Below are 18,393 nucleotides of genomic sequence, written 5' to 3'. Positions count from 1 at the left end.
TCCCTTCACCCCTTTGTTACACATAGCGCTTCCCATTCTTCACGAATCATTCCCATTCGAATAGAGTCATAGTACGTTCCGTTATAATAACGGCATTTTCGCATTCTACCTTCTAAGCTCATTCCTATTTTCTCCGCTACTTTCATCATACGTTCATTACCAGACCAAGTCGTGAGCCCTACTCTACCAATCTCCATCTTTTCAAATAGTAAATCCCGATATAACGTTAACGCTTCTGTACCGTAACCGCCATTCCAGTAAGCCGGATTATAAATGACAATTCCCATCTCCAACCAACGCGTCGGTTTATACTCCCAATAAAATCCGACCGTCCCTATAACTTGACCGTTATGTTCTATAATTAAATTGGATAGCGGTTCTTCTTTTAAACGAGTTTGCATCTTTTCCTTATAGGCTGAGTATTCTTGCATCGAAAACGGAAAATACGGTGCATCCCATTTTTTCCATTCTGGATTTTCTTCTTTAAACACGAGATTCCATAATGTTTTTATATCTGATTCTTCAATTGTACGAATTGTTACTCTATCCCCTTTTATGATTACGCTTTTCATAATTTCCTCCTACACTCCTCTTTATTTCATATATAATTATAATGTTTTTTCTGAAAAATCAAAACAGATATCGTTTATTATATTGTATAATTTTGTTATAAGATACCAATTATTCATGTAGAAAGCTGGTGATTCAATGAATAATCGATTTAGTATTACTTTATTTCTCACTATTGTTACGACAAATATTATTCTCTATTTCTTCTTACCATCAAATATTGTTACGAAATGGGACTTCAATGGAACGCCTACATCAACAATGGATAAAGCTACTTTTGTTATCGTAAATATAATTATATGTTCTTTCGTATTCTTTTTATTTTTAGCTTTATCTAAAGCAGCGAGTAATCAGAAATTTCTCCTTTGGATCGGCAATACTATTTTACTATTCTTATTTTTTGTCGATATTGTCATTGCCCTTATCGCTCTTGGCTTTTCACTTCCTCTTGATCATTTTATATTTTTAGGATTAGGGCTTTTATTTATATTAATAGGTTATTTCAGTTCCAAAATTGATACGACTGAATCAACTGTTTCATTGGAATGGAATGATAAGCACCTCGAAAAAAGAGCTTCAAATATTTGTAGTATTTCAATGATAATAGCAGGTATTTTACTAGCGGGGCTTCCATTTATCGTTTCTACTCCTTATAGAGGTTATGCTATACTAACAATTATTTTAGGAATGACGCTTGTCATTTTACCGAGTACGATTTATTTACTTATTAAAGATAGCAAGCAATCTACTTCTTAAAAAAAATAGGAGGTTACATCCCTCCTATTTCAGCTAAATATTTTCTTTTTCGTCTTTTCTATCTCAACTAAAATCCCTTTCTCTATCCAGCCTTCTACTCCATCTTTTTTAATTAAATCATATCCTGAGCAGCTACCATCAATGAGAGAAACAATATCCCCTTTTTTTACGCTTATTTGCGCACAAGATATATCCGTTTTCACTGTGTATTCACCTGAATCAAGTTGCTTAATATATTCATCTTTCACATAAAGTAATGTATTCGTTTCCCTTTGCCTGCATATTGTGTAATCTTGCTTCTTCTCCATAGGCTCTATGTAATAATGTGGATAGGTAACCCCGCCCTGCATTGTTGCATCGGCATGAAAATCTGCTATTACTTCATATTCTGGAAAATAGTCTACATATGTATAAGAAAACTTATCACTTGCACTTGTCCTCTGAATGATAAATGCATTTAATTGTCCTGCCTCTTTAATCGTATTTCCACCGTCAATTGCAATAATCTTTTTTTCCTTATCAATAACAGGATTGTTAGATGGTGCCTTCTCTGAATAGTTTACAACAGGCCAATGACCGACAACTACATACTTATTTGCTTTATGTGATTGATTGAAAAACTCCGGCATTGCTATCGCATTTTTTCGTTCTGTCTCTTTCCAATCTTCTCTATCTTCAAGGCCAGCATGTACAAAGATATAATCCTCCGTTTCAATCGCTGTTGGTAATTCTGTTAGCCACTTTATTTCTTTTGAGAAATGGCTCATTAATTTTGTTTTCAATTCACGGATATCACTTTCTTTATGAACGTTAATATTCAATTGCGCTAGCCATTCATTAAAAATTGTATTTTTTCGCGTACACAAATAATTTATTAAAGCAGGATTTTCATTTACAAGTGCTTCAACTACAACTTCACAATTCCCTTCTATTACATACACATTTGGCTTACTAACTACTAGATCCATCACATAGTTTACGACGCCAATACTATTTCTTCCTTTCTCACAAAGATCGCCATTAATAATTAAATAATCTTCATCTTGAAAATTAACTTTATGTAGTAGTTCCTTAAAAAGGTCTAATTCTCCATGAATATCAGAAATAATGATGACTCTTACATCATTTGGTATAGATAATTTCTTTATTTTTTCCAAGTATAAACGCCCCTAACATTCTCTAAATTCAAGATTCCATTTTAAATTTCTAATATTCGACAAATCATATCGCTAGACCTATCCCTAGCTCAAATCTGAAAAAGAAAATAGGTTCCATATATTTTTACACACGGAACCTACTTAGTATTATAACTCTTTATAAAAAGAATAGCTTACCTTATTAAAGCCCTCTCTTTCATAAAAACGATGTGCATCAATTCTTGGAAATGCAGATGTAAGTACGATAGAACTGCACCCTTCTTCTTTCCCCCATTTTTCTACATATGACAGCAGAACATTACCATACCCTTTTGATCTATGAGCTTCCGCGGTTACAAGGTCATATACATAAACATGTTTCTCATTATAAAAATTCGTACAAATTGCTACACCAGCTAGACTAACAACTTCATTCTCTTCGTTACGCAGCGAAAATAGTTTATAATTTTCTTCTTTCATTTTTTGAAATAAAGAACTTGCTTCTTCTCTTGAAAGTTTTGTTCGTAATTGCTGTAATACGGGAAATACTTCATGTAAATCAGCTTCTGTTACTACTTCTTTAATATTCATTATGATTCTCCCCTTACTATTTATAAAATTTTCTAAATGTTATATCATCATTATAGAAAGTAACTGCCCTTAACTTAAGTGACAGTTCTATTCTTTTTTATAAGGCCAGTATAAAAAGGAGCGTCTACAAATGGATCTGACTATCCCATTAGTGTTACAAAATAAAACACCTATTTACTTACAAATTTACGAATATATGAAACGAGAAATCTCTCATGGATCACTACGTGCCGGTACACGTCTTCCTTCTCACAGAAATTTAGCTATGCAACTTAATGTGAGTCGTATTACAGTTGAATCCGCTTATCAACAATTACTAGCTGAAGGTTACGTAGAAAGCAAACCGAAACGCGGGATTTTTGTTGCGGAAGTAGATATTGATGTCATTCAAAAGAAACAACAAATTGCGTCAAGCAGTACTAACAATAAAGAAAAAGAACAATATGATTATGATTGTAGTCAAGGACTTATTGATCAAAAAGCTTTTCCCATAACAAACTGGAAAAGAGCGTTACACGAAACTTTATTGCAGTATGAAAATGAATTATTTGCTAAAGAAGATCCACAAGGTGAGCTCGTTCTACGAGAACATATTTCAAAGTATTTATATCATGCTCGCGGGGTACATTCTTCACCTGATCAAATTATTATTGGAGCAGGTACGCAGCCTCTTCTTTGGCTACTCCTTCAACTACTTGGTTCAAAAAAAGAATACGGAATCGAAAATCCTGGATTTCACCGTATACCTGCTATGATTCAAAGTTGTGGCCTTCCTGTTCACCCGATCCCTTTAGACGATAAAGGGATTCATATTTCCGCTTTACGTGAATCCGGTTCCAATGTGGCATATGTCACTCCATCTCATCAATTTCCACTCGGAATCATTATGCCATTATCTAGAAGACTCGAGTTATTAAAATGGGCGAATGATTGTAATGGTTATATTATTGAAGATGATTACGACGGGGAATTTCGCTATATAGGAAAACCTATTCCTTCTTTACAAGGGCTAGATTCAAATGAACGTGTTATTTATATGGGAACTTTCTCGAAATCTTTTTTACCTTCTTTACGAATGGGATATATCGTTTTACCACCTCATCTTTTAAAAGTCTATAAAGAACTTGGTGGTATGTTTAAACAAACTGTCTCTACAATGCAACAACTTACCTTCGCCACCTTTATTCAAAATGGGGATTGGGAACGTCATCTTAACCGAAGTCGTACGTTATATAAAAGAAAACATATTTCTTTAATTAAATCTATTAAAAGCGAAATGGGAAATAACGTGCATATACTCGGTGAACAATCCGGGCTTCATATTGTACTTCACGTTCATAACGGGATGAATGAACAAGAACTTATTCATGCAGCTGCAAAAGAACGTATTAAGTTATACCCTCTCTCCACATACGATTCTGTTTATAATGTAAGGGAGGAGTCATATGTATTGCTCGGTTTTGGCAGTATTCGAGAGGAATGTATTGAAACTGTTGTCAAATTACTGAAAAAAGCGTGGTTCCCTAAATAAAAATAGCTCCACGCAAGTTATACTTACGTGGAGCTATTTTTATGCACTATTTTTCTGATCTCATTGCCCTTCCCGGACGTTTGACACCAGTTGTTTCTGTTGAATAGGAAGCTTCAATAATAGCAGTTGGATCTACAGAGAGAACGAGATCTTTCATTTTCGGATAAATGAAACGGTTTGTAATACAATAAATGATTCTCTTATGTTCTCCTAAAAAACCACCTTCTCCATGTAGATACGTAACGGATAATTGCAATTCTTTCATAAGTAGATCGCCTATTTCTTTATTTTTACCAGAAATAATCATAACGCTCTTTCCTTGATTAATGCCATCTAATATGAAATCAATCATCTTCGTAACAATATAGAAAATTGCTAATGAGAACATCGCTTGTTCAATTGAAAACAAAATGGCAACAAAGATGAAAATAACCGCATTTACAGCAAGTAAAAATGTACTAATCGGCACTTTAAAATGTTTATTCATCCAAACAGCTAACATTTCTGATCCATCAATTGCTCCGCCCATTTTTACTACAATTCCTACACCAACACCAAATAGAACTCCTCCATAAAGAACAATTAACAATTCAGAAGTTGTAATTGCTGGAAATGGTTTCAAATAAATCAATCCGAGTGTTGTCACAACATTTGCATAGGACGTACGGATAAAGAACTTCTTTCCCATTACTTTTGCAGTAAATAATAAAATCGGGATATTAATCCCCAAGAACACTCCATAAAGCGGCAATCCTGCAACTTTATTCGCCATAATAGCAATGGCTGTTACCCCGCCATCTACTAATCCATTAGGCGCTAAAATAAGCTCTAATGAACCTGCTACAATAATTGAGCCAATTGTTAATAATACGTATTCAAATACTTTCTTCATTCATTACCCCCAAAACTTATATATTTTCTTAGTATTATTTTAACGTAATTTCTCTACTAATACAAAGATATCAGTTTATATACACAAAAGTTTCACCTTTATAGTGATTTTTATGTAATTTTTTATTGAAACACACTTACCCATTGTAGTAAGTGTGCCTCAAACATTTATTTAAGTTTCAAGTACGAATTCATTTTCATTTTAAATATTTCATCAACTGCCCTTTTATATCCACCAGCCTTTCGAAGTGACTCTCCAACTTTACGACTATTTTCCTTAAACGTTACATCATTCATCACTTTCTTTACAGACTCTCGTAACAATTCAGAAGTGAGTTCTTTACGATTTAGCCTTATTCCAGCCCCTACTTCATTTACTCGTTTCGCAACTAAAGGCTGATCTCCTGTTACCGGAATTACAACTAACGGGACACCGTAATACAGTGCTTCACTCGAACTATTCATACCACCGTGTGTCACGAATACATCAGCATGCTGTAATACTTCTAATTGTGGCACATAATTATACAACTTAAAGTTATCCGGAATGTTTTCAAATTGACTTATATTTATCTTCTTACCAACAACTAATACGACTGTCGCTTCTACATCTTTAAAAGCTTCAAAACATTTTTCATATAGCTCAGGTTGTTCATTGAAAACTGTTCCCATAGAAATGAAAATCACTTTTTCATCTTTTAAATGTTCAATAGGAAAGCTACCTATTTCTTTTCGAGTAGCAATTGATGGACCGACAAACTTATATGATTCATCAAATACATCTGAACGCGGCTGATATTCTTTTGAAGTATACACAATCGTAATATCACCAGGATGGTTCATAATATCATACATACTAGTACACTTCATTCCATACTGCTTATTCCATTTTTCCATTCCCGCTAAACAAGATTGATACAATGGATTCATTTCATCTACTTCTCTTGATTCATGTTCATCGTTAAAAGTAATGTACTGATTAAAAGCAAACGTTGTACAAGAAGAAACACTAGGTAATTTTAAAACATTGGCTATAATACGTCCTACTGGAAAATGATTATCATATATCAAATAATCGTACTTTTCCCCTTTTGTTTCTTCTACAATTTGAGTAACAATACGTTCTGATGCTTCCATCATATGAGACAGCATCGTCAAAGGACTCCCACCTTCATTTACTCGCTCCATAATATTAATTTGAGAGAGAAAATTCTCAAACTCTCGGAATTCTGCACCTGTTGCTTCAATCTTCTTTCTAAAATCTTCAATACAATACGAAACAACTGTCTCCCCTCGCCGAATTAACTCACTTACAATAGCTAAAGTCGGATTTATATGACCTTCTCCAGGGAAATTTATTACGAGTACGTTTGCCATCATATTCTCTCCTATCTAATATTATTAATAATTAATTATATTAATTAATTTAAAACTATTATAAAGGAATCTATTCTATTTCTTCACATTTTTCTCTTCATTTTATTATTGAGAAATATTTTTCATAACCTACCTTATCCCCCTATTGAAAGTGCGCTTAACTCTTCATTTACTGAAAAATATGAGATTTATATTTGGATATTTTTACAGATTTATCATCAAAAACATTATTTTGATAATTCATACAAAAGTAGAAAAATATAATTTCCAAACTGATTTCTCACCTTAAATTTATTTAAATTCTATGTTGTCCCTATCATTATCCACTTGCAACATATTCTGTTATATAATAAATTTATCGAATTTACAGAAAAAGGAGCAATTTCATGCTACAACAACTATTCGCTTCACCTATTTTATCTATTCAAACTTTACACCCAGGTTATGAAGAACATGCAAGCGATGTGTTTCTTGTTAAAACAGCATTTGAAGAAGTTATTGTTCGTTCCTCAAAAATGACTGAAGAACCAAATAATGATTTTTGGTGGGGATGTAAAAACCTTTTTGGAATCGATCCAAGGAACGTACATCATTTAGAGCATATACACGAATTATTGAAAAAGCATACTAACTTGCCCATCCCCACTATTTTGCAAAAACATGTTTTAAATGGCCGGAAGTTTGTTAGTGTCGAAAAACTAACAGGAAATACGCTACAATCCTTTATCGGACAATCTGATTCAATTTTATTCAGCCTTGGAAAAGGACTAGCAGAAATTCATTCGTTTCAAGCAAAGTTTATAGGAAACCCATCAGGTACTTTCCAAGTTCCACTAGAAGAATGTAAGTCTCACATATTAAAAGTCAGTAAAGAACTTGTAAATAGATTTTATTCCAATAATGCGAGCATCCGTAACGCATTTCCTACTTTTGAACAACAACTTTCTTCCTTACCGGTACCAAAGGAAGCTACGCTCGTTTTAATTGATATGGACCCTACTCAGTTTTTATCAGATGGTACAACTATTACAGGTTTAGTAGATACAGAAGCTTATGCAGTTGCTCTCCGAGAATTTGATTTTATCGGCTTAGAATATGTATTTACAGAAAAGGAAGCTCATGCTTTTAAACAAGGTTATGAAACCATCATGCCTATTCCTAATCTTGTAGAATGTAGACGTCCCTATCGATATTTGTACCGTTTATTATCTGTTCAGGGCAGTGTGGAATTAGAAAAGTGGCTAAATCATCCATCCTATTTTTAAATACGAAGGTGAGGGGTTATGAAATGGAAATTCAGAAAAAGTGTTCTTTAACAGAATGTGAAATACAACAAATGAAAGATTTAGCTCATATTTGCGGGCAACACGATCAAATTGATTACTCTTCAGATTTACATGTAAACTTTTTAACTGCTCGTAATAAAGAAGAGATACATGACTTTTTACTCTATGACGATACTCAATTAGTCGGTGCATTAAGTATGTATGACTTTGAAAGACCTACCAAACTTGAGTTAATAGGCTTTGTTCATCCGAACTATAGGAAACAACATATAGGTACTACTCTTTTACAAACCGCAATGAAAGAAATACGATTAAGAGAGGCAGACGAAGCTCTTCTTATTATGAATGGGGAGTCTGCTTCTGGGAAAGCATTTGCAATACATATGAAGCTGCCTTATTTATATAGTGAATATAGTATGGAGTTCAAAGCAAATGAAGCGCAAAAAAGAACGAAGAATGCTATACAACTTACTCTTGCATCTTCAAAATCACTGCTTGATCTGATTGAAATTTCTAGTAAAGCGTTTGGAGATTCAGTAGAAAACACCGCTACATGGTTACAAAAGATGATGGATTCATCTTCCCATCAAGTTTACAGTGCTCTTATCGATAAAAAAGTGATAGGAACAATTACAGTTTCTAAAGAAGACCAATCTACTACACTATCAGGATTCGCCGTTCACCCTTCTTATCAAGGGAAAGGATACGGTAAAGATATTCTTACGTCCATGATACATACCCTTATTACAAAAGGAGTTTCAACAATTAAATTAGACGTCGAAACGAAAAATAACCATGCTTTAAAATTGTATACACAATGTGGTTTTGAAATGAAAACGAAGTATGATTATTATAATGTAATGAATTTCGAGGTGAATGCATGTGTCTAAAAAACTAATTTATTCTGATTATGATATTTTCGCATCCATTTATAATAAACATTGGGGGCATTATGCTGAACACTCCTATCTACTTTTGGAAAAACTCATTTTACAATATGCACCACCACATTCTCATATTTTAGATCTTTGCTGCGGGACTGGTCACCTTACTAAGAAATTAATTGAGAATCATTTTGTAGTAACTGGTATAGATGGTTCTGCTCAAATGATTGAATACGCACGTCAAAACGCTCCAGACGCAGCCTTTATCGTCGATGATGCTCGCTATTTCAATATAAATGAGCAATTTCAATATGTTATCTCTACTGGCGATAGCTTAAACCATATTTTAAAATTAGATGAATTAAAAAGTGTTTTTCGTAATGTTTATTCTATATTACATAGTGAAGGTACATTCGTATTTGATATGAATATGGAAAAAGGTTTTCTTGAAAACTGGAGCGCTTCCTTTCACATTTCAGAAACGGAATATGTTTGTACAATCGATTCTACATATGATAATGACAATAAAAAAGCAGTCATGAACTTTATACTATTTCAACATGACATAGATAATAATTGGACAAGAAGTGACTTTTCTTTTGAAGAAGCTTGTTATTCCAATGAAGAAATAATTTCTTTGCTAGAATCCGTAGGTTTTAAGGACATTCAATCACACGGTACAAATAGAACATTTTTCATTTGTCAAAAATAAAAAAACTGAATCATAACGATTCAGTTTTTTCTTAGTATATTTACAATAGCAGTCGTTTCATTATTTTCTTTATATACACGTGGAATTCTTCTGTCTAACATACATGTAACTTCATAGTTAATTGTACCTAACATATCCGCTATTTCTTCTACTGCAATGTTTTCTTCGCCTTGTTTACCGTAGAATACTACTTCGTCTCCCACTTGTACTGGCATTGCTTTTGAAACGTCTAACATGAGCTGATCCATACAAACACGACCAATAACAGGTACTCGAACTCCATTTATTAATGCATGCCCTTTATTAGATAACTGACGGTTATAGCCATCAGCATAACCAATCGGTATAGTGGCAATCCATTCTTCACCAGTCGTTACATACGTATTCCCATAACTTACACCGCGATTTTTCTTTGCATGCTTAATATGAGCTACTTTTGATTTTAACGACAACGCAGGCTGCAGAGAAACAACTGAATGATCTACCTCTTTTGAAGGATACATTCCATAAATTCCAATACCTACACGAACCATATTTTGAAATGTATTGCTAAGTTCCATTGAACCCGCACTATTTGAACTATGAATATATGGAATATGAATTCCTAATTCTTTTGCTGTATTGACAGCTTTCTCAAATAAACTTGTTTGCATATTCGTATATGATTTATCGATTTCATCTGCCGTAGAGTAATGTGTAAACATTCCTACTACCTCTACATACTCCATACGTTTTAATTCCTCTAAAAATGGTTTAACCTCTTCTTCCTGTAAACCAATGCGACTCATTCCTGTATCAATTTTCACCTGAATTTGCGCCTTCTTTTGTAGACGGTTTGCGATTTCATTTATACCTTGTAAATCTTCACTTCTATAAACAGTCATCATAACGTCATATTGAATTGCTTCTTCCGCAGATGCTACTGACGTATAGCCTAAAATTAAAATCGGCACGTTAATTCCTGCTTCTCTTAACTCTATCGCTTCATCTACAAACGCAACTGCAAGCTGATTTATTCCTGCTTCAATAGCAGCTTTTGCAACTTCAACTGCCCCATGACCATACCCATTCGCTTTTACAGCAGCCATCATTGCAATATTTTCATCATTCACTCTTTTTTTAAATTCTTTTACATTATGTTTTACTGCATTTAAGTCAACTTCAACAATTGTATCTCTTCCATATTTCAAACTCATTGGTCTAACTCCTAACTCAATAATTGCATTCCATTCTATTTCACGTTTCATATGACCTTTTACAATATAATACTTTTCAATATGCTAGTCAAACTACTAGAATTTTCGGAATTTTGAGTACGATATAATACCCTCAAGAAACTATTATATACGTAGAAGAGGAGAATTACAATGTTTGTACAATCTGCATTACACCAACTACAAGTTGCTGTTAATACTTCTATTCAAATGCTTAACCGATATAAAGAAGACGAATTAAAAATACAACCAATTCACTCGAAGCGATCATTATTTGAAATGTGTGCACATCTTTCTCTTATTTGCCATGCTGATTTACTCATTTTAAATGGTAGTACGGAAAAAGAGTTACGTACCTTTTATTTAGAACATACACCAGAAACAATTGCGTACATGCAACAAATAATGCTTGAAGGATACAACCTTCTCTCTAAAACATTTCTTTCCTATTCCCATGAAGAATTAGCGGCAGTTATGACTGCCTATTGGGGTGTTTCTTATTCTCGGTTTGAATGGTTACTTGAAATTGTTGCACACTTTTATCATCATCGTGGACAAATACATATTTTATTATGCGAGCACATTAAAGATCCTAACATACCTTTATTTCAATAAAGGTATGTTAGACGATATGAAACTTCTCTAAGGCAAATAAAATACCACCTTCACTCGCCTTCTTTGTAACGAAATCAGCTCTTGTTTTTAACTCTTCTCCAGCATTCCCCATCGCAATACCTAATTCTACATACTCTAACATCTCAATATCATTTCTACCATCGCCGAAAGCAATGGCTTCTGATTTGCAAATGTTTAGGTGTTCTAATACCTTTTGAATTGCAGTTACCTTTGATACTTTATTATCTTCCAACACATTCATAACGTAACCGTGAAAACGTTCAAACGTAAGTGCTGGATATCTTTCAAGAAATTTTTGAGCTTCTATTTCATCTGCATACAGACATAAACAATAGATTTCTTCTGACAAATCTCTGCTTTTTTCTGGATACTCCTCTAAATTCAACGTCTCGCTAAGCGCTTGCATTACACGCTCATTATCCGAGGCTATTCCGTTCATTGCAAAATCCTCGGTAAAATAAGAAATACCGTGACCATGTAATTCTGCAAACTCTGAGATATCATGTACAATTTCACTTGAAAGTACTGATTTATGTATAACTGATTCCCCACACTTGATATGTGCACCATTTGCAGAAATAATTGTATGTATGCCCAGCTCTTTAAATTGCGAACATAAGCTATATGGTCTCCCTGTAGTAACAACTACGTGAATCCCTTTTTCTATTAATCTTTGTATTGCTTCTTTTGTGCTCTCATGCATACTTCTATCAATTTCGCTTAAAAGCGTACCGTCAACATCAAAAAATACTACTTTGTACATAGATCTTTACATCCCGTCCAAATGATTCGTATCATTAATGAAATGTACTGTTTTTTGTTCGCCATCAATTTCAATTAAGCTTATTCCCGTATCTCCCATTTTAAAATAATATTCCATTGAAATGGGCATTTTGAAAAACGCACGTAATAGACTATTTATTACACCACCATGTGCAACAATTGCAATTCGGTCATACGTATTCTCTGTCACGATTTTAGAAAAGATGCCTTCTATTCTCATTCGAAACTCAATAAATGACTCCCCATTTTCAAATCGATCATGAAGAAACTTTGGCTCGGGATATTTCTTTGCTTCTTCAAATGAAAGACCTGCTTGCACTCCATTATTGAACTCCATTAATTCCTCTTCTAATTGAATTGGACACCCAATTCCCTCTGCTAACGTTTCACCAGTTTCACGAGCACGTTTTAATGTACTTGCCCAAATGAAATCTGGCGGGAAATCTGCTTTCACTTTCTGTACAAGTCTTTGCACCTGCTCTCTTCCCTTTTCTGTTAATTCAAAGTCAGCTCGTCCTTCATGTACGTTTAAAATATCAGCTTCTGATTCTCCGTGGCGTATTAGTAGTATTTGCATGTTTCTTCACTCCCCTTTTCTCCTTAAAACCAAGAATAAATTTTAACATATTATTAGAAATTTTCAAAACAACAAAAGCAACCCCCATTCATAAGAGAATGAAAATTGCTTTTATTACTAACTAAATTTCTTTTAAACACTCTTTAGACTTTCCTCCTACTCCCCAATGCGAACTTGGGATTTCATTCACTAAAACACGGACTCGTCCAACATCTACATCCAAGTTTTTCGCGACTACTTCTGTAACATCAAATATTAGATTTTGAATTTGCTCTTGCTTTCTACCTTCTATTATTTGAATTTGTATAATGGGCATTTTTATCTCTCGCTTTACTATTTATTCACAAAACATCGCTACACTTCCCAAATCATCAAATTGTGCAATGATAGAATCTCCAGATTTAAATGCAATCGCTTCAGATAATGCTCCACTTAATACAATATCACCTTTTTTTAATCCTTCATTTTGTAAATCAAGTTTATTTACCGCCCAAGCGATTGCCTCTGCTGGATGTCCCAGCACAGCTGCTCCTGTCCCAGTCGTAGCAATCTTACCGTTCTTTGACATAACCATTCCTACATTTGCTAAATCTATATTCTTAACATCAATCCATTTGCTTCCTAACAAAAATTTTGAAGAGGAACAATTATCTGCTATTACATCAGGTAATGTAAATTTAAAATTCAAATATCTACTATCAATCACCTCTAAAGCTGGCGCAACATATTTTGTTGCCTTTAATACATCATCAGCTGTCACATTCGTTCCTTGTAAATCCTCACCTATTAAAAAAGCAATCTCTGGCTCTACTTTCGGATGAATCAACGTTTCATATTGCAATGGCTCCCATTCGAATGCAAGCATATCATGCAACAAATATCCGTAAATCGCTTCATCAATCCCCATCATTTGTTGTTTTGCCTTACTCGTTAATCCAAGTTTCACACCAACTCTTTTAGAACCTTCGCTCATTTTTTGTTCAATTAAACGTTTTTGCAGTTTATAAGCATCCTCTACTGTTAAATCAGGATGCTTATCCGTTACTTTTACTACTTCTTTTCTTTCCTTTTCAGCTTGAAGTAAATAGTCAATAATTTCTAAATCTGCCCCTTTCACTAAAGCCATATGTTACACCTCCATTTTTATCTTTGCTAATTCTGCAGCTACATCTAAAATCATATCCTCTTGTCCTCCAACTACTTTTCTTTTCCCCAGTTCTATTAAAATATCACGTGTGTCTACCTTAAAGCGTTGTGCCGCCCTTTCAGCATGTAATAAAAAACTAGAGTATACCCCTGCATATCCCATTACTAGACTACTTTTTTGAATTTCTTGTGGTACTGGTAATAAAGGGGCAACTATCTCCTCTGCGACATCCATCATCTTATATAAATCTATATCTAGCTTATATCCCATACGATCCAAAACAGCGAGTAATACTTCTGTTTGGGCATTTCCAGCTCCTGCGCCAAGACATCGTACACTTCCATCAATACGTGTCGCTCCTTCTTCAATTGCAGTAATTGTATTTGCTACTGCAACCGAAAGATTATTATGACCATGGAAACCAATTTCAATATTTAAAGATTGACGCAAAGCACGGATACGTTCACGTACTTCATGAGGCAATAAAGCTCCTGCAGAATCTGTTACATAAACTGCTTCTGCACCATAACTTTCCATAAGCTTTGCTTGTTCTACTAACTTTTCAACCGATGCAGAATGTGCCATCATTAAAAAACCGCACACTTCCATACCTAACTCACGCGCAAATTGAATATGCTGAGCGGAAACATCCGCTTCTGTTACATGTGTTGCTACACGAACTAGTTTCGCACCAATATTTGCAGCTTGCTTTAATTCATGAATCGTTCCAATACCAGGAATTAACAAGACAGCTATTTGAGCTTGCTTACACTCATCTACCGCAGCTTCAATGAGCTTCATTTCATTAACTAATGACTTCCCATATTGTAAAGTAGAGCCACCTAAACCATCTCCATGGCTCACTTCGATATAATGCATACCTGCCTCATCTAATGCCCTTGTTACAGATCGAACTTGCTCTTCTGTAAATTGCTGTTTCATTACATGACTTCCATCACGTAAACAAACTTCCGTTATTCTCACTGGTCTTTCACTATTTCGCCTCATTCATTACACCTCTTTTCTTCTCTGAAATGATTTGCGTTGCAAATTCTTCACCTACTTTTAATGCTGCAGCTGTCATAATATCTAAATTACCGGCATAAGGAGGAAAATAATCTCCAGCTCCTTCAACTTCTAAAAATACAGTTACACGATTCCCATCAAACATTGGTTCTTGTTTCAAAGAGTAAGCAGGAACATACGTCCTAACCCGTTCTACCATTTTATGAATTGCTTCATAGATAGAAACCTCATTCATATCCTTAACTTCACAATAAATCGTATCTCTCATTAATATAGGTGGCTCTGCAGGGTTTAATATAATTATCGCCTTCCCCTTATCAGCCCCACCAACTTCTTCAATTCCACGCTTTGTCGTAATTGTAAATTCATCAATATTTGCTCTTGTACCTGGACCTGCACTTAAACTGGAAATTGTAGCAACGATTTCTGCATATGTAACATTCGCCACCTCATTAATAGCATGAACAATCGGGATTGTTGCTTGTCCCCCGCACGTAATCATATTAACGTTTTTCTTATCTAAAAAATTATTATTTCGAATAGCAGGACAAACAAATGGCCCATATGCAGCCGGTGTTAAGTCAATTACTATTTTTTCAAGCTCTTCTAACGTTTTCGCATGATACCTATGTGCTTTAGCTGAAGTTGCATCAAATACAATATCAGCTAAACTGGGATTATCAATAATCGCCTGTATTCCATTATCAAAAACCTCGTATCCGGCTTCTTTCGCCCTCTTTAAACCATCCGATTCTACATCTATTCCAATCATGGCATTGAGGTCTATGACTTCACTTTTTCTTAATTTATACATTAAATCCGTACCAATATTACCTGATCCAATTATGGCCGCCTTTACTTTCTGCACATCTATCCCACCTTTTCATAACATTTTAACCTATATGAATGTAACTGAAACCGATCCTAGTGAACCGAAGTCAGCTTGAATGCTATCTTTACTATTCACTGAGACTGCACCAGATAACGCCCCTGGTAAAATTAACTCTCCTGCTTTTAATTCAATATTAAATTCATGTATTTTATTAGCTAACCAAGCAATAGCTTGTGCAGGATGCCCTAATGCAGCAGCACCAGCCCCCGTGGCAATTAAACTATTATTTTTATAAAGTGTCATTCCAGTTGTACGTAAATCTACTTTATCGATGCTAGAAAATCTGTTCCCAATTACAACTTTTGCTGACGAGCCATTATCCGCTACTGTATCGACCAATTTTATTTTCCAATCGGAAATACGACTATCAATTATTTCAAGTGTAGGTACAACATACTTCGTTGCCATCAGTACATCAATATATGTAATATTAGGCCCTTTTAAATCTTTCTCTAAAACAAATCCTATTTCTGCTTCTATTTTCGGAGCTACAAAAGAACTTATTGAGATTGTACTTCCATTTTCTATTTTCATGTCATCTAACAAATGTCCATAATCTGGTTCATTTACCCCAAGCATCTGCTGCATCGCAACACTCGTAAGTCCAACTTTCTTTCCGATTACATAACGCCCTTTCTCCAACTTTCTTTCTACTACTTCAAGTTGAATATTATATGCATCCTCAATAGATAAATTAGCATATCTCTCAGTAAAAGGAGGTATTCCTACACGTGAATCTTCAGCCTGTAATAGTTCATTAGCTAATTCTTTAATTAACAATTGCTCTCACCTCATTTTTAAAAATTTATATATGTCCAATCCACTACATTGTAACTAGCCCCCACCCATCGACTTATTTTCATAAACATTAAATGAGGGCTATTTGTAATTAAGTTAAAATATTATCCTTATAATTTCATCGTTACCGTTTTAGCTTCCGTATAAAATTCGAAACTATGACGTCCACCTTCTCTACCAATTCCACTTGCCTTCGAACCGCCAAATGGCGTACGTAAATCTCGGACATACCAGCAATTAATCCATAGTAAACCTGAATCAATTTGTGAAACCACTCGTTGTGCTCGTCTAAGATTATTTGTCCAAACAACTCCAGCTAGTCCATAAATGGAATCATTCGCAATGCGAATTGCATCCTCCTCCGTTTTAAATGGAATAACAACTAGAACTGGACCAAATATCTCTTCCTGCGCTACACGCATACTGTTATCAACATCATATAGAATAGTAGGTTCATAAAAGTTTCCTTCTACTAGACTCTCTACTCTTTTTCCACCATAGGCTAATTTTGCCCCTTCTGAAGTTCCTATTTCTACATAACGATTAACTGTTTCTAAATGAGATTTTGATACAAGCGCTCCCATATCTGTCTCTTCAGAAAGAGGATCTCCAACTTTTATTCTTTTTACAGCCTCTACAAATTTCTCTAAAAACTGTTCATATACACTTTCTTGCACTAGTAATCTTGAACCAGCTAAACAAATTTCTCCTTGATTCCGATAAATAGCTTCAATTGAGCCTTGTACTGCTTCATCTAAATCCGCATCTTCAAATACGATATTCGCTGATTTACCTCCTAGTTCTAATGAAACAGGTATTAAGTTCTCTGATGCATTACGCATAATTGTCTTGCCTGTATTACTTTCTCCAACAAATGAAATTCTTCTAACAGCTGGATGTGTTGTCATTTTTGTCCCAACAGTATTTCCCGGACCTGTAATAATATTAAGTACACCTGGTGGTAGTCCTGCATCATTTGCAATTTCACCAAGCATAACTGCACTTAATGGAGTATAAGAGGCCGGTTTGACAACTACAGTATTACCAGAAGCAAGTGCCGCTGATGCTTTCCATGTCATTTGCATAAATGGCAAATTCCAAGGAATGATTAAACTTGTCACTCCCGCCGGAGCATACTTTGCATATGACATAAAATTATGTTTGTCATAGTGCTCGTGCACCATATATTTAGCCATTTCAGCAAAGAAGCGAAAATTATGAGCCGAACGTGGTATATCGAATCCTTTACTTTCTTTAATTGGCTTTCCCACATCCAGAGTTTCTATATAAGCTAGCTCATCCACTCTTTCCATAATCAAATCCGACATTTTGCATAAAATATTTGATCGCTCTTCCACAGGCATTTTACTCCAAATACCGCTTTTAAATGTACGTTCTGCCACATCAATTGCTCTTTTGGTGTCCTCTTCATTTGCCTTTGCAATAGATGCAAGCTTTCTATTCGTTGCTGGATTGAACGTATCAAACGTTTCACCACATACAGAATCCACATACTGTCCATCAATAAACAATTTCGCATCTTTCACTTTCAGTTTGTCCGCTAATAATTCTTTGTTCACCTTCTT

Annotated in this window: 20 protein-coding genes; 6 read left to right on the top strand and 14 right to left on the bottom strand. The window is 34.6% G+C overall.

Features of this window, described 5'->3' with window-relative positions:
- Positions 1-5: 5 nt before the first annotated feature.
- On the bottom strand, positions 6-572 hold the full coding sequence (locus PDQ40_RS03360; protein WP_000843679.1) for a GNAT family N-acetyltransferase: 567 nt from the start codon (positions 570-572) through the stop codon (positions 6-8).
- Positions 573-708: 136 nt separating this feature from the next.
- Between PDQ40_RS03360 and PDQ40_RS03355 the strand changes: the two genes are divergently transcribed.
- A complete protein-coding gene (locus PDQ40_RS03355) occupies positions 709-1,326 on the top strand; it encodes a DUF1648 domain-containing protein (RefSeq protein WP_001065185.1) in 618 nt (205 codons plus the stop codon).
- A gap of 29 nt (positions 1,327-1,355) precedes the next feature.
- Here PDQ40_RS03355 and PDQ40_RS03350 read toward each other — a convergent pair whose 3' ends face one another.
- Both PDQ40_RS03350 and PDQ40_RS03345 read right to left on the bottom strand, forming a co-directional pair.
- Positions 1,356-2,483, bottom strand: coding sequence for a metallophosphoesterase (locus PDQ40_RS03350; RefSeq protein ID WP_000411328.1), 1,128 nt, complete (start codon positions 2,481-2,483; stop codon positions 1,356-1,358).
- A gap of 147 nt (positions 2,484-2,630) precedes the next feature.
- Positions 2,631-3,053: a GNAT family N-acetyltransferase gene (locus PDQ40_RS03345; protein WP_001021919.1), complete on the bottom strand. Its 423-nt coding sequence runs from the start codon at positions 3,051-3,053 to the stop codon at positions 2,631-2,633.
- A gap of 130 nt (positions 3,054-3,183) precedes the next feature.
- Between PDQ40_RS03345 and pdxR the strand changes: the two genes are divergently transcribed.
- Positions 3,184-4,584 carry a MocR-like pyridoxine biosynthesis transcription factor PdxR gene (gene pdxR / locus PDQ40_RS03340; protein WP_000366296.1) on the top strand — a complete coding sequence of 467 codons (1,401 nt, stop codon included), beginning with the start codon at positions 3,184-3,186 and terminating at the stop codon, positions 4,582-4,584.
- 46 nt (positions 4,585-4,630) lie between these two features.
- Here the strand turns inward: pdxR and PDQ40_RS03335 are convergent, their stop codons facing one another.
- Positions 4,631-5,476: a YitT family protein gene (locus tag PDQ40_RS03335; protein ID WP_000755132.1), complete on the bottom strand. Its 846-nt coding sequence runs from the start codon at positions 5,474-5,476 to the stop codon at positions 4,631-4,633.
- A 167-nt stretch (positions 5,477-5,643) separates the two neighbouring features.
- A complete protein-coding gene (locus tag PDQ40_RS03330) occupies positions 5,644-6,852 on the bottom strand; it encodes a macrolide family glycosyltransferase (RefSeq protein ID WP_000024475.1) in 1,209 nt (402 codons plus the stop codon).
- A 386-nt stretch (positions 6,853-7,238) separates the two neighbouring features.
- Here PDQ40_RS03330 and PDQ40_RS03325 point away from each other — a divergent pair, with 386 nt between their 5' ends.
- From PDQ40_RS03325 to PDQ40_RS03315, 3 genes are read left to right on the top strand one after another with little or no spacing between them, the layout of a single operon-like run.
- Complete coding sequence (locus PDQ40_RS03325) at positions 7,239-8,117, top strand: nitrate reductase (protein ID WP_095842989.1); 879 nt, start codon at positions 7,239-7,241, stop codon at positions 8,115-8,117.
- 23 nt (positions 8,118-8,140) lie between these two features.
- The gene (locus PDQ40_RS03320; RefSeq protein WP_000405441.1) at positions 8,141-9,028 is read left to right on the top strand and encodes a GNAT family N-acetyltransferase; all 888 of its coding nucleotides are present in this window, start codon (positions 8,141-8,143) and stop codon (positions 9,026-9,028) included.
- Positions 9,021-9,734 carry a class I SAM-dependent DNA methyltransferase gene (locus PDQ40_RS03315; protein ID WP_000038489.1) on the top strand — a complete coding sequence of 238 codons (714 nt, stop codon included), beginning with the start codon at positions 9,021-9,023 and terminating at the stop codon, positions 9,732-9,734. Before PDQ40_RS03320 ends, PDQ40_RS03315 begins: the two co-directional genes overlap by 8 nt.
- Positions 9,735-9,754: 20 nt before the next feature.
- Here the strand turns inward: PDQ40_RS03315 and alr are convergent, their stop codons facing one another.
- Complete coding sequence (gene alr / locus PDQ40_RS03310) at positions 9,755-10,930, bottom strand: alanine racemase (protein ID WP_000054188.1); 1,176 nt, start codon at positions 10,928-10,930, stop codon at positions 9,755-9,757.
- A 171-nt stretch (positions 10,931-11,101) separates the two neighbouring features.
- Between alr and PDQ40_RS03305 the strand changes: the two genes are divergently transcribed.
- Positions 11,102-11,563, top strand: coding sequence for a DinB family protein (locus tag PDQ40_RS03305; RefSeq protein ID WP_270691231.1), 462 nt, complete (start codon positions 11,102-11,104; stop codon positions 11,561-11,563).
- 7 nt (positions 11,564-11,570) lie between these two features.
- Here PDQ40_RS03305 and PDQ40_RS03300 read toward each other — a convergent pair whose 3' ends face one another.
- The 8 genes from PDQ40_RS03300 to PDQ40_RS03265 form a co-directional block, all read right to left on the bottom strand.
- On the bottom strand, positions 11,571-12,347 hold the full coding sequence (locus PDQ40_RS03300; RefSeq protein ID WP_270691230.1) for a Cof-type HAD-IIB family hydrolase: 777 nt from the start codon (positions 12,345-12,347) through the stop codon (positions 11,571-11,573).
- Positions 12,348-12,353: 6 nt separating this feature from the next.
- Positions 12,354-12,944 carry a histidine phosphatase family protein gene (locus tag PDQ40_RS03295; protein ID WP_001166457.1) on the bottom strand — a complete coding sequence of 197 codons (591 nt, stop codon included), beginning with the start codon at positions 12,942-12,944 and terminating at the stop codon, positions 12,354-12,356.
- A gap of 121 nt (positions 12,945-13,065) precedes the next feature.
- Positions 13,066-13,266, bottom strand: coding sequence for a 4-oxalocrotonate tautomerase (locus PDQ40_RS03290; RefSeq protein ID WP_254916606.1), 201 nt, complete (start codon positions 13,264-13,266; stop codon positions 13,066-13,068).
- 15 nt (positions 13,267-13,281) lie between these two features.
- Complete coding sequence (locus PDQ40_RS03285) at positions 13,282-14,070, bottom strand: 2-keto-4-pentenoate hydratase (protein ID WP_001229803.1); 789 nt, start codon at positions 14,068-14,070, stop codon at positions 13,282-13,284.
- 3 nt (positions 14,071-14,073) lie between these two features.
- Positions 14,074-15,099 (bottom strand): 4-hydroxy-2-oxovalerate aldolase, encoded by a 1,026-nt coding sequence (dmpG, locus tag PDQ40_RS03280; RefSeq protein ID WP_270691229.1) that lies wholly within the window; start codon positions 15,097-15,099, stop codon positions 14,074-14,076.
- Positions 15,086-15,985: an acetaldehyde dehydrogenase (acetylating) gene (locus PDQ40_RS03275; RefSeq protein ID WP_001174432.1), complete on the bottom strand. Its 900-nt coding sequence runs from the start codon at positions 15,983-15,985 to the stop codon at positions 15,086-15,088. Before PDQ40_RS03275 ends, dmpG begins: the two co-directional genes overlap by 14 nt.
- Before the next feature lie 30 nt (positions 15,986-16,015).
- On the bottom strand, positions 16,016-16,789 hold the full coding sequence (locus PDQ40_RS03270) for a 2-keto-4-pentenoate hydratase (protein ID WP_000905640.1): 774 nt from the start codon (positions 16,787-16,789) through the stop codon (positions 16,016-16,018).
- A gap of 128 nt (positions 16,790-16,917) precedes the next feature.
- On the bottom strand, positions 16,918-18,387 hold the full coding sequence (locus tag PDQ40_RS03265) for an aldehyde dehydrogenase (protein WP_001031170.1): 1,470 nt from the start codon (positions 18,385-18,387) through the stop codon (positions 16,918-16,920).
- Positions 18,388-18,393 lie beyond the last annotated feature (6 nt).

This window comes from Bacillus cereus group sp. Bc061 (assembly GCF_027715825.1).
Taxonomy (GTDB): domain Bacteria; phylum Bacillota; class Bacilli; order Bacillales; family Bacillaceae_G; genus Bacillus_A; species Bacillus_A paranthracis.
The sequence above is the reverse complement of the archived record's forward strand: the minus strand, read 5'-3'. Positions and strand labels throughout refer to the sequence as shown.

Excerpts from the sequence above, each read along its gene's own strand:
- PDQ40_RS03360 (WP_000843679.1), bottom strand. The coding sequence starts at position 572 with ATGAAAAGCGTAATCATAAAAGGGGATAGAGTAACAATTCGTACAATT.
- PDQ40_RS03355 (WP_001065185.1), top strand. The coding sequence starts at position 709 with ATGAATAATCGATTTAGTATTACTTTATTTCTCACTATTGTTACGACA.
- PDQ40_RS03345 (WP_001021919.1), bottom strand. The coding sequence starts at position 3,053 with ATGAATATTAAAGAAGTAGTAACAGAAGCTGATTTACATGAAGTATTT.
- pdxR (WP_000366296.1), top strand. The coding sequence starts at position 3,184 with ATGGATCTGACTATCCCATTAGTGTTACAAAATAAAACACCTATTTAC.
- PDQ40_RS03335 (WP_000755132.1), bottom strand. The coding sequence starts at position 5,476 with ATGAAGAAAGTATTTGAATACGTATTATTAACAATTGGCTCAATTATT.
- PDQ40_RS03330 (WP_000024475.1), bottom strand. The coding sequence starts at position 6,852 with ATGGCAAACGTACTCGTAATAAATTTCCCTGGAGAAGGTCATATAAAT.
- PDQ40_RS03325 (WP_095842989.1), top strand. The coding sequence starts at position 7,239 with ATGCTACAACAACTATTCGCTTCACCTATTTTATCTATTCAAACTTTA.
- PDQ40_RS03320 (WP_000405441.1), top strand. The coding sequence starts at position 8,141 with ATGGAAATTCAGAAAAAGTGTTCTTTAACAGAATGTGAAATACAACAA.
- alr (WP_000054188.1), bottom strand. The coding sequence starts at position 10,930 with ATGAGTTTGAAATATGGAAGAGATACAATTGTTGAAGTTGACTTAAAT.
- PDQ40_RS03305 (WP_270691231.1), top strand. The coding sequence starts at position 11,102 with ATGTTTGTACAATCTGCATTACACCAACTACAAGTTGCTGTTAATACT.
- PDQ40_RS03300 (WP_270691230.1), bottom strand. The coding sequence starts at position 12,347 with ATGTACAAAGTAGTATTTTTTGATGTTGACGGTACGCTTTTAAGCGAA.
- PDQ40_RS03295 (WP_001166457.1), bottom strand. The coding sequence starts at position 12,944 with ATGCAAATACTACTAATACGCCACGGAGAATCAGAAGCTGATATTTTA.
- PDQ40_RS03285 (WP_001229803.1), bottom strand. The coding sequence starts at position 14,070 with ATGGCTTTAGTGAAAGGGGCAGATTTAGAAATTATTGACTATTTACTT.
- dmpG (WP_270691229.1), bottom strand. The coding sequence starts at position 15,099 with ATGAGGCGAAATAGTGAAAGACCAGTGAGAATAACGGAAGTTTGTTTA.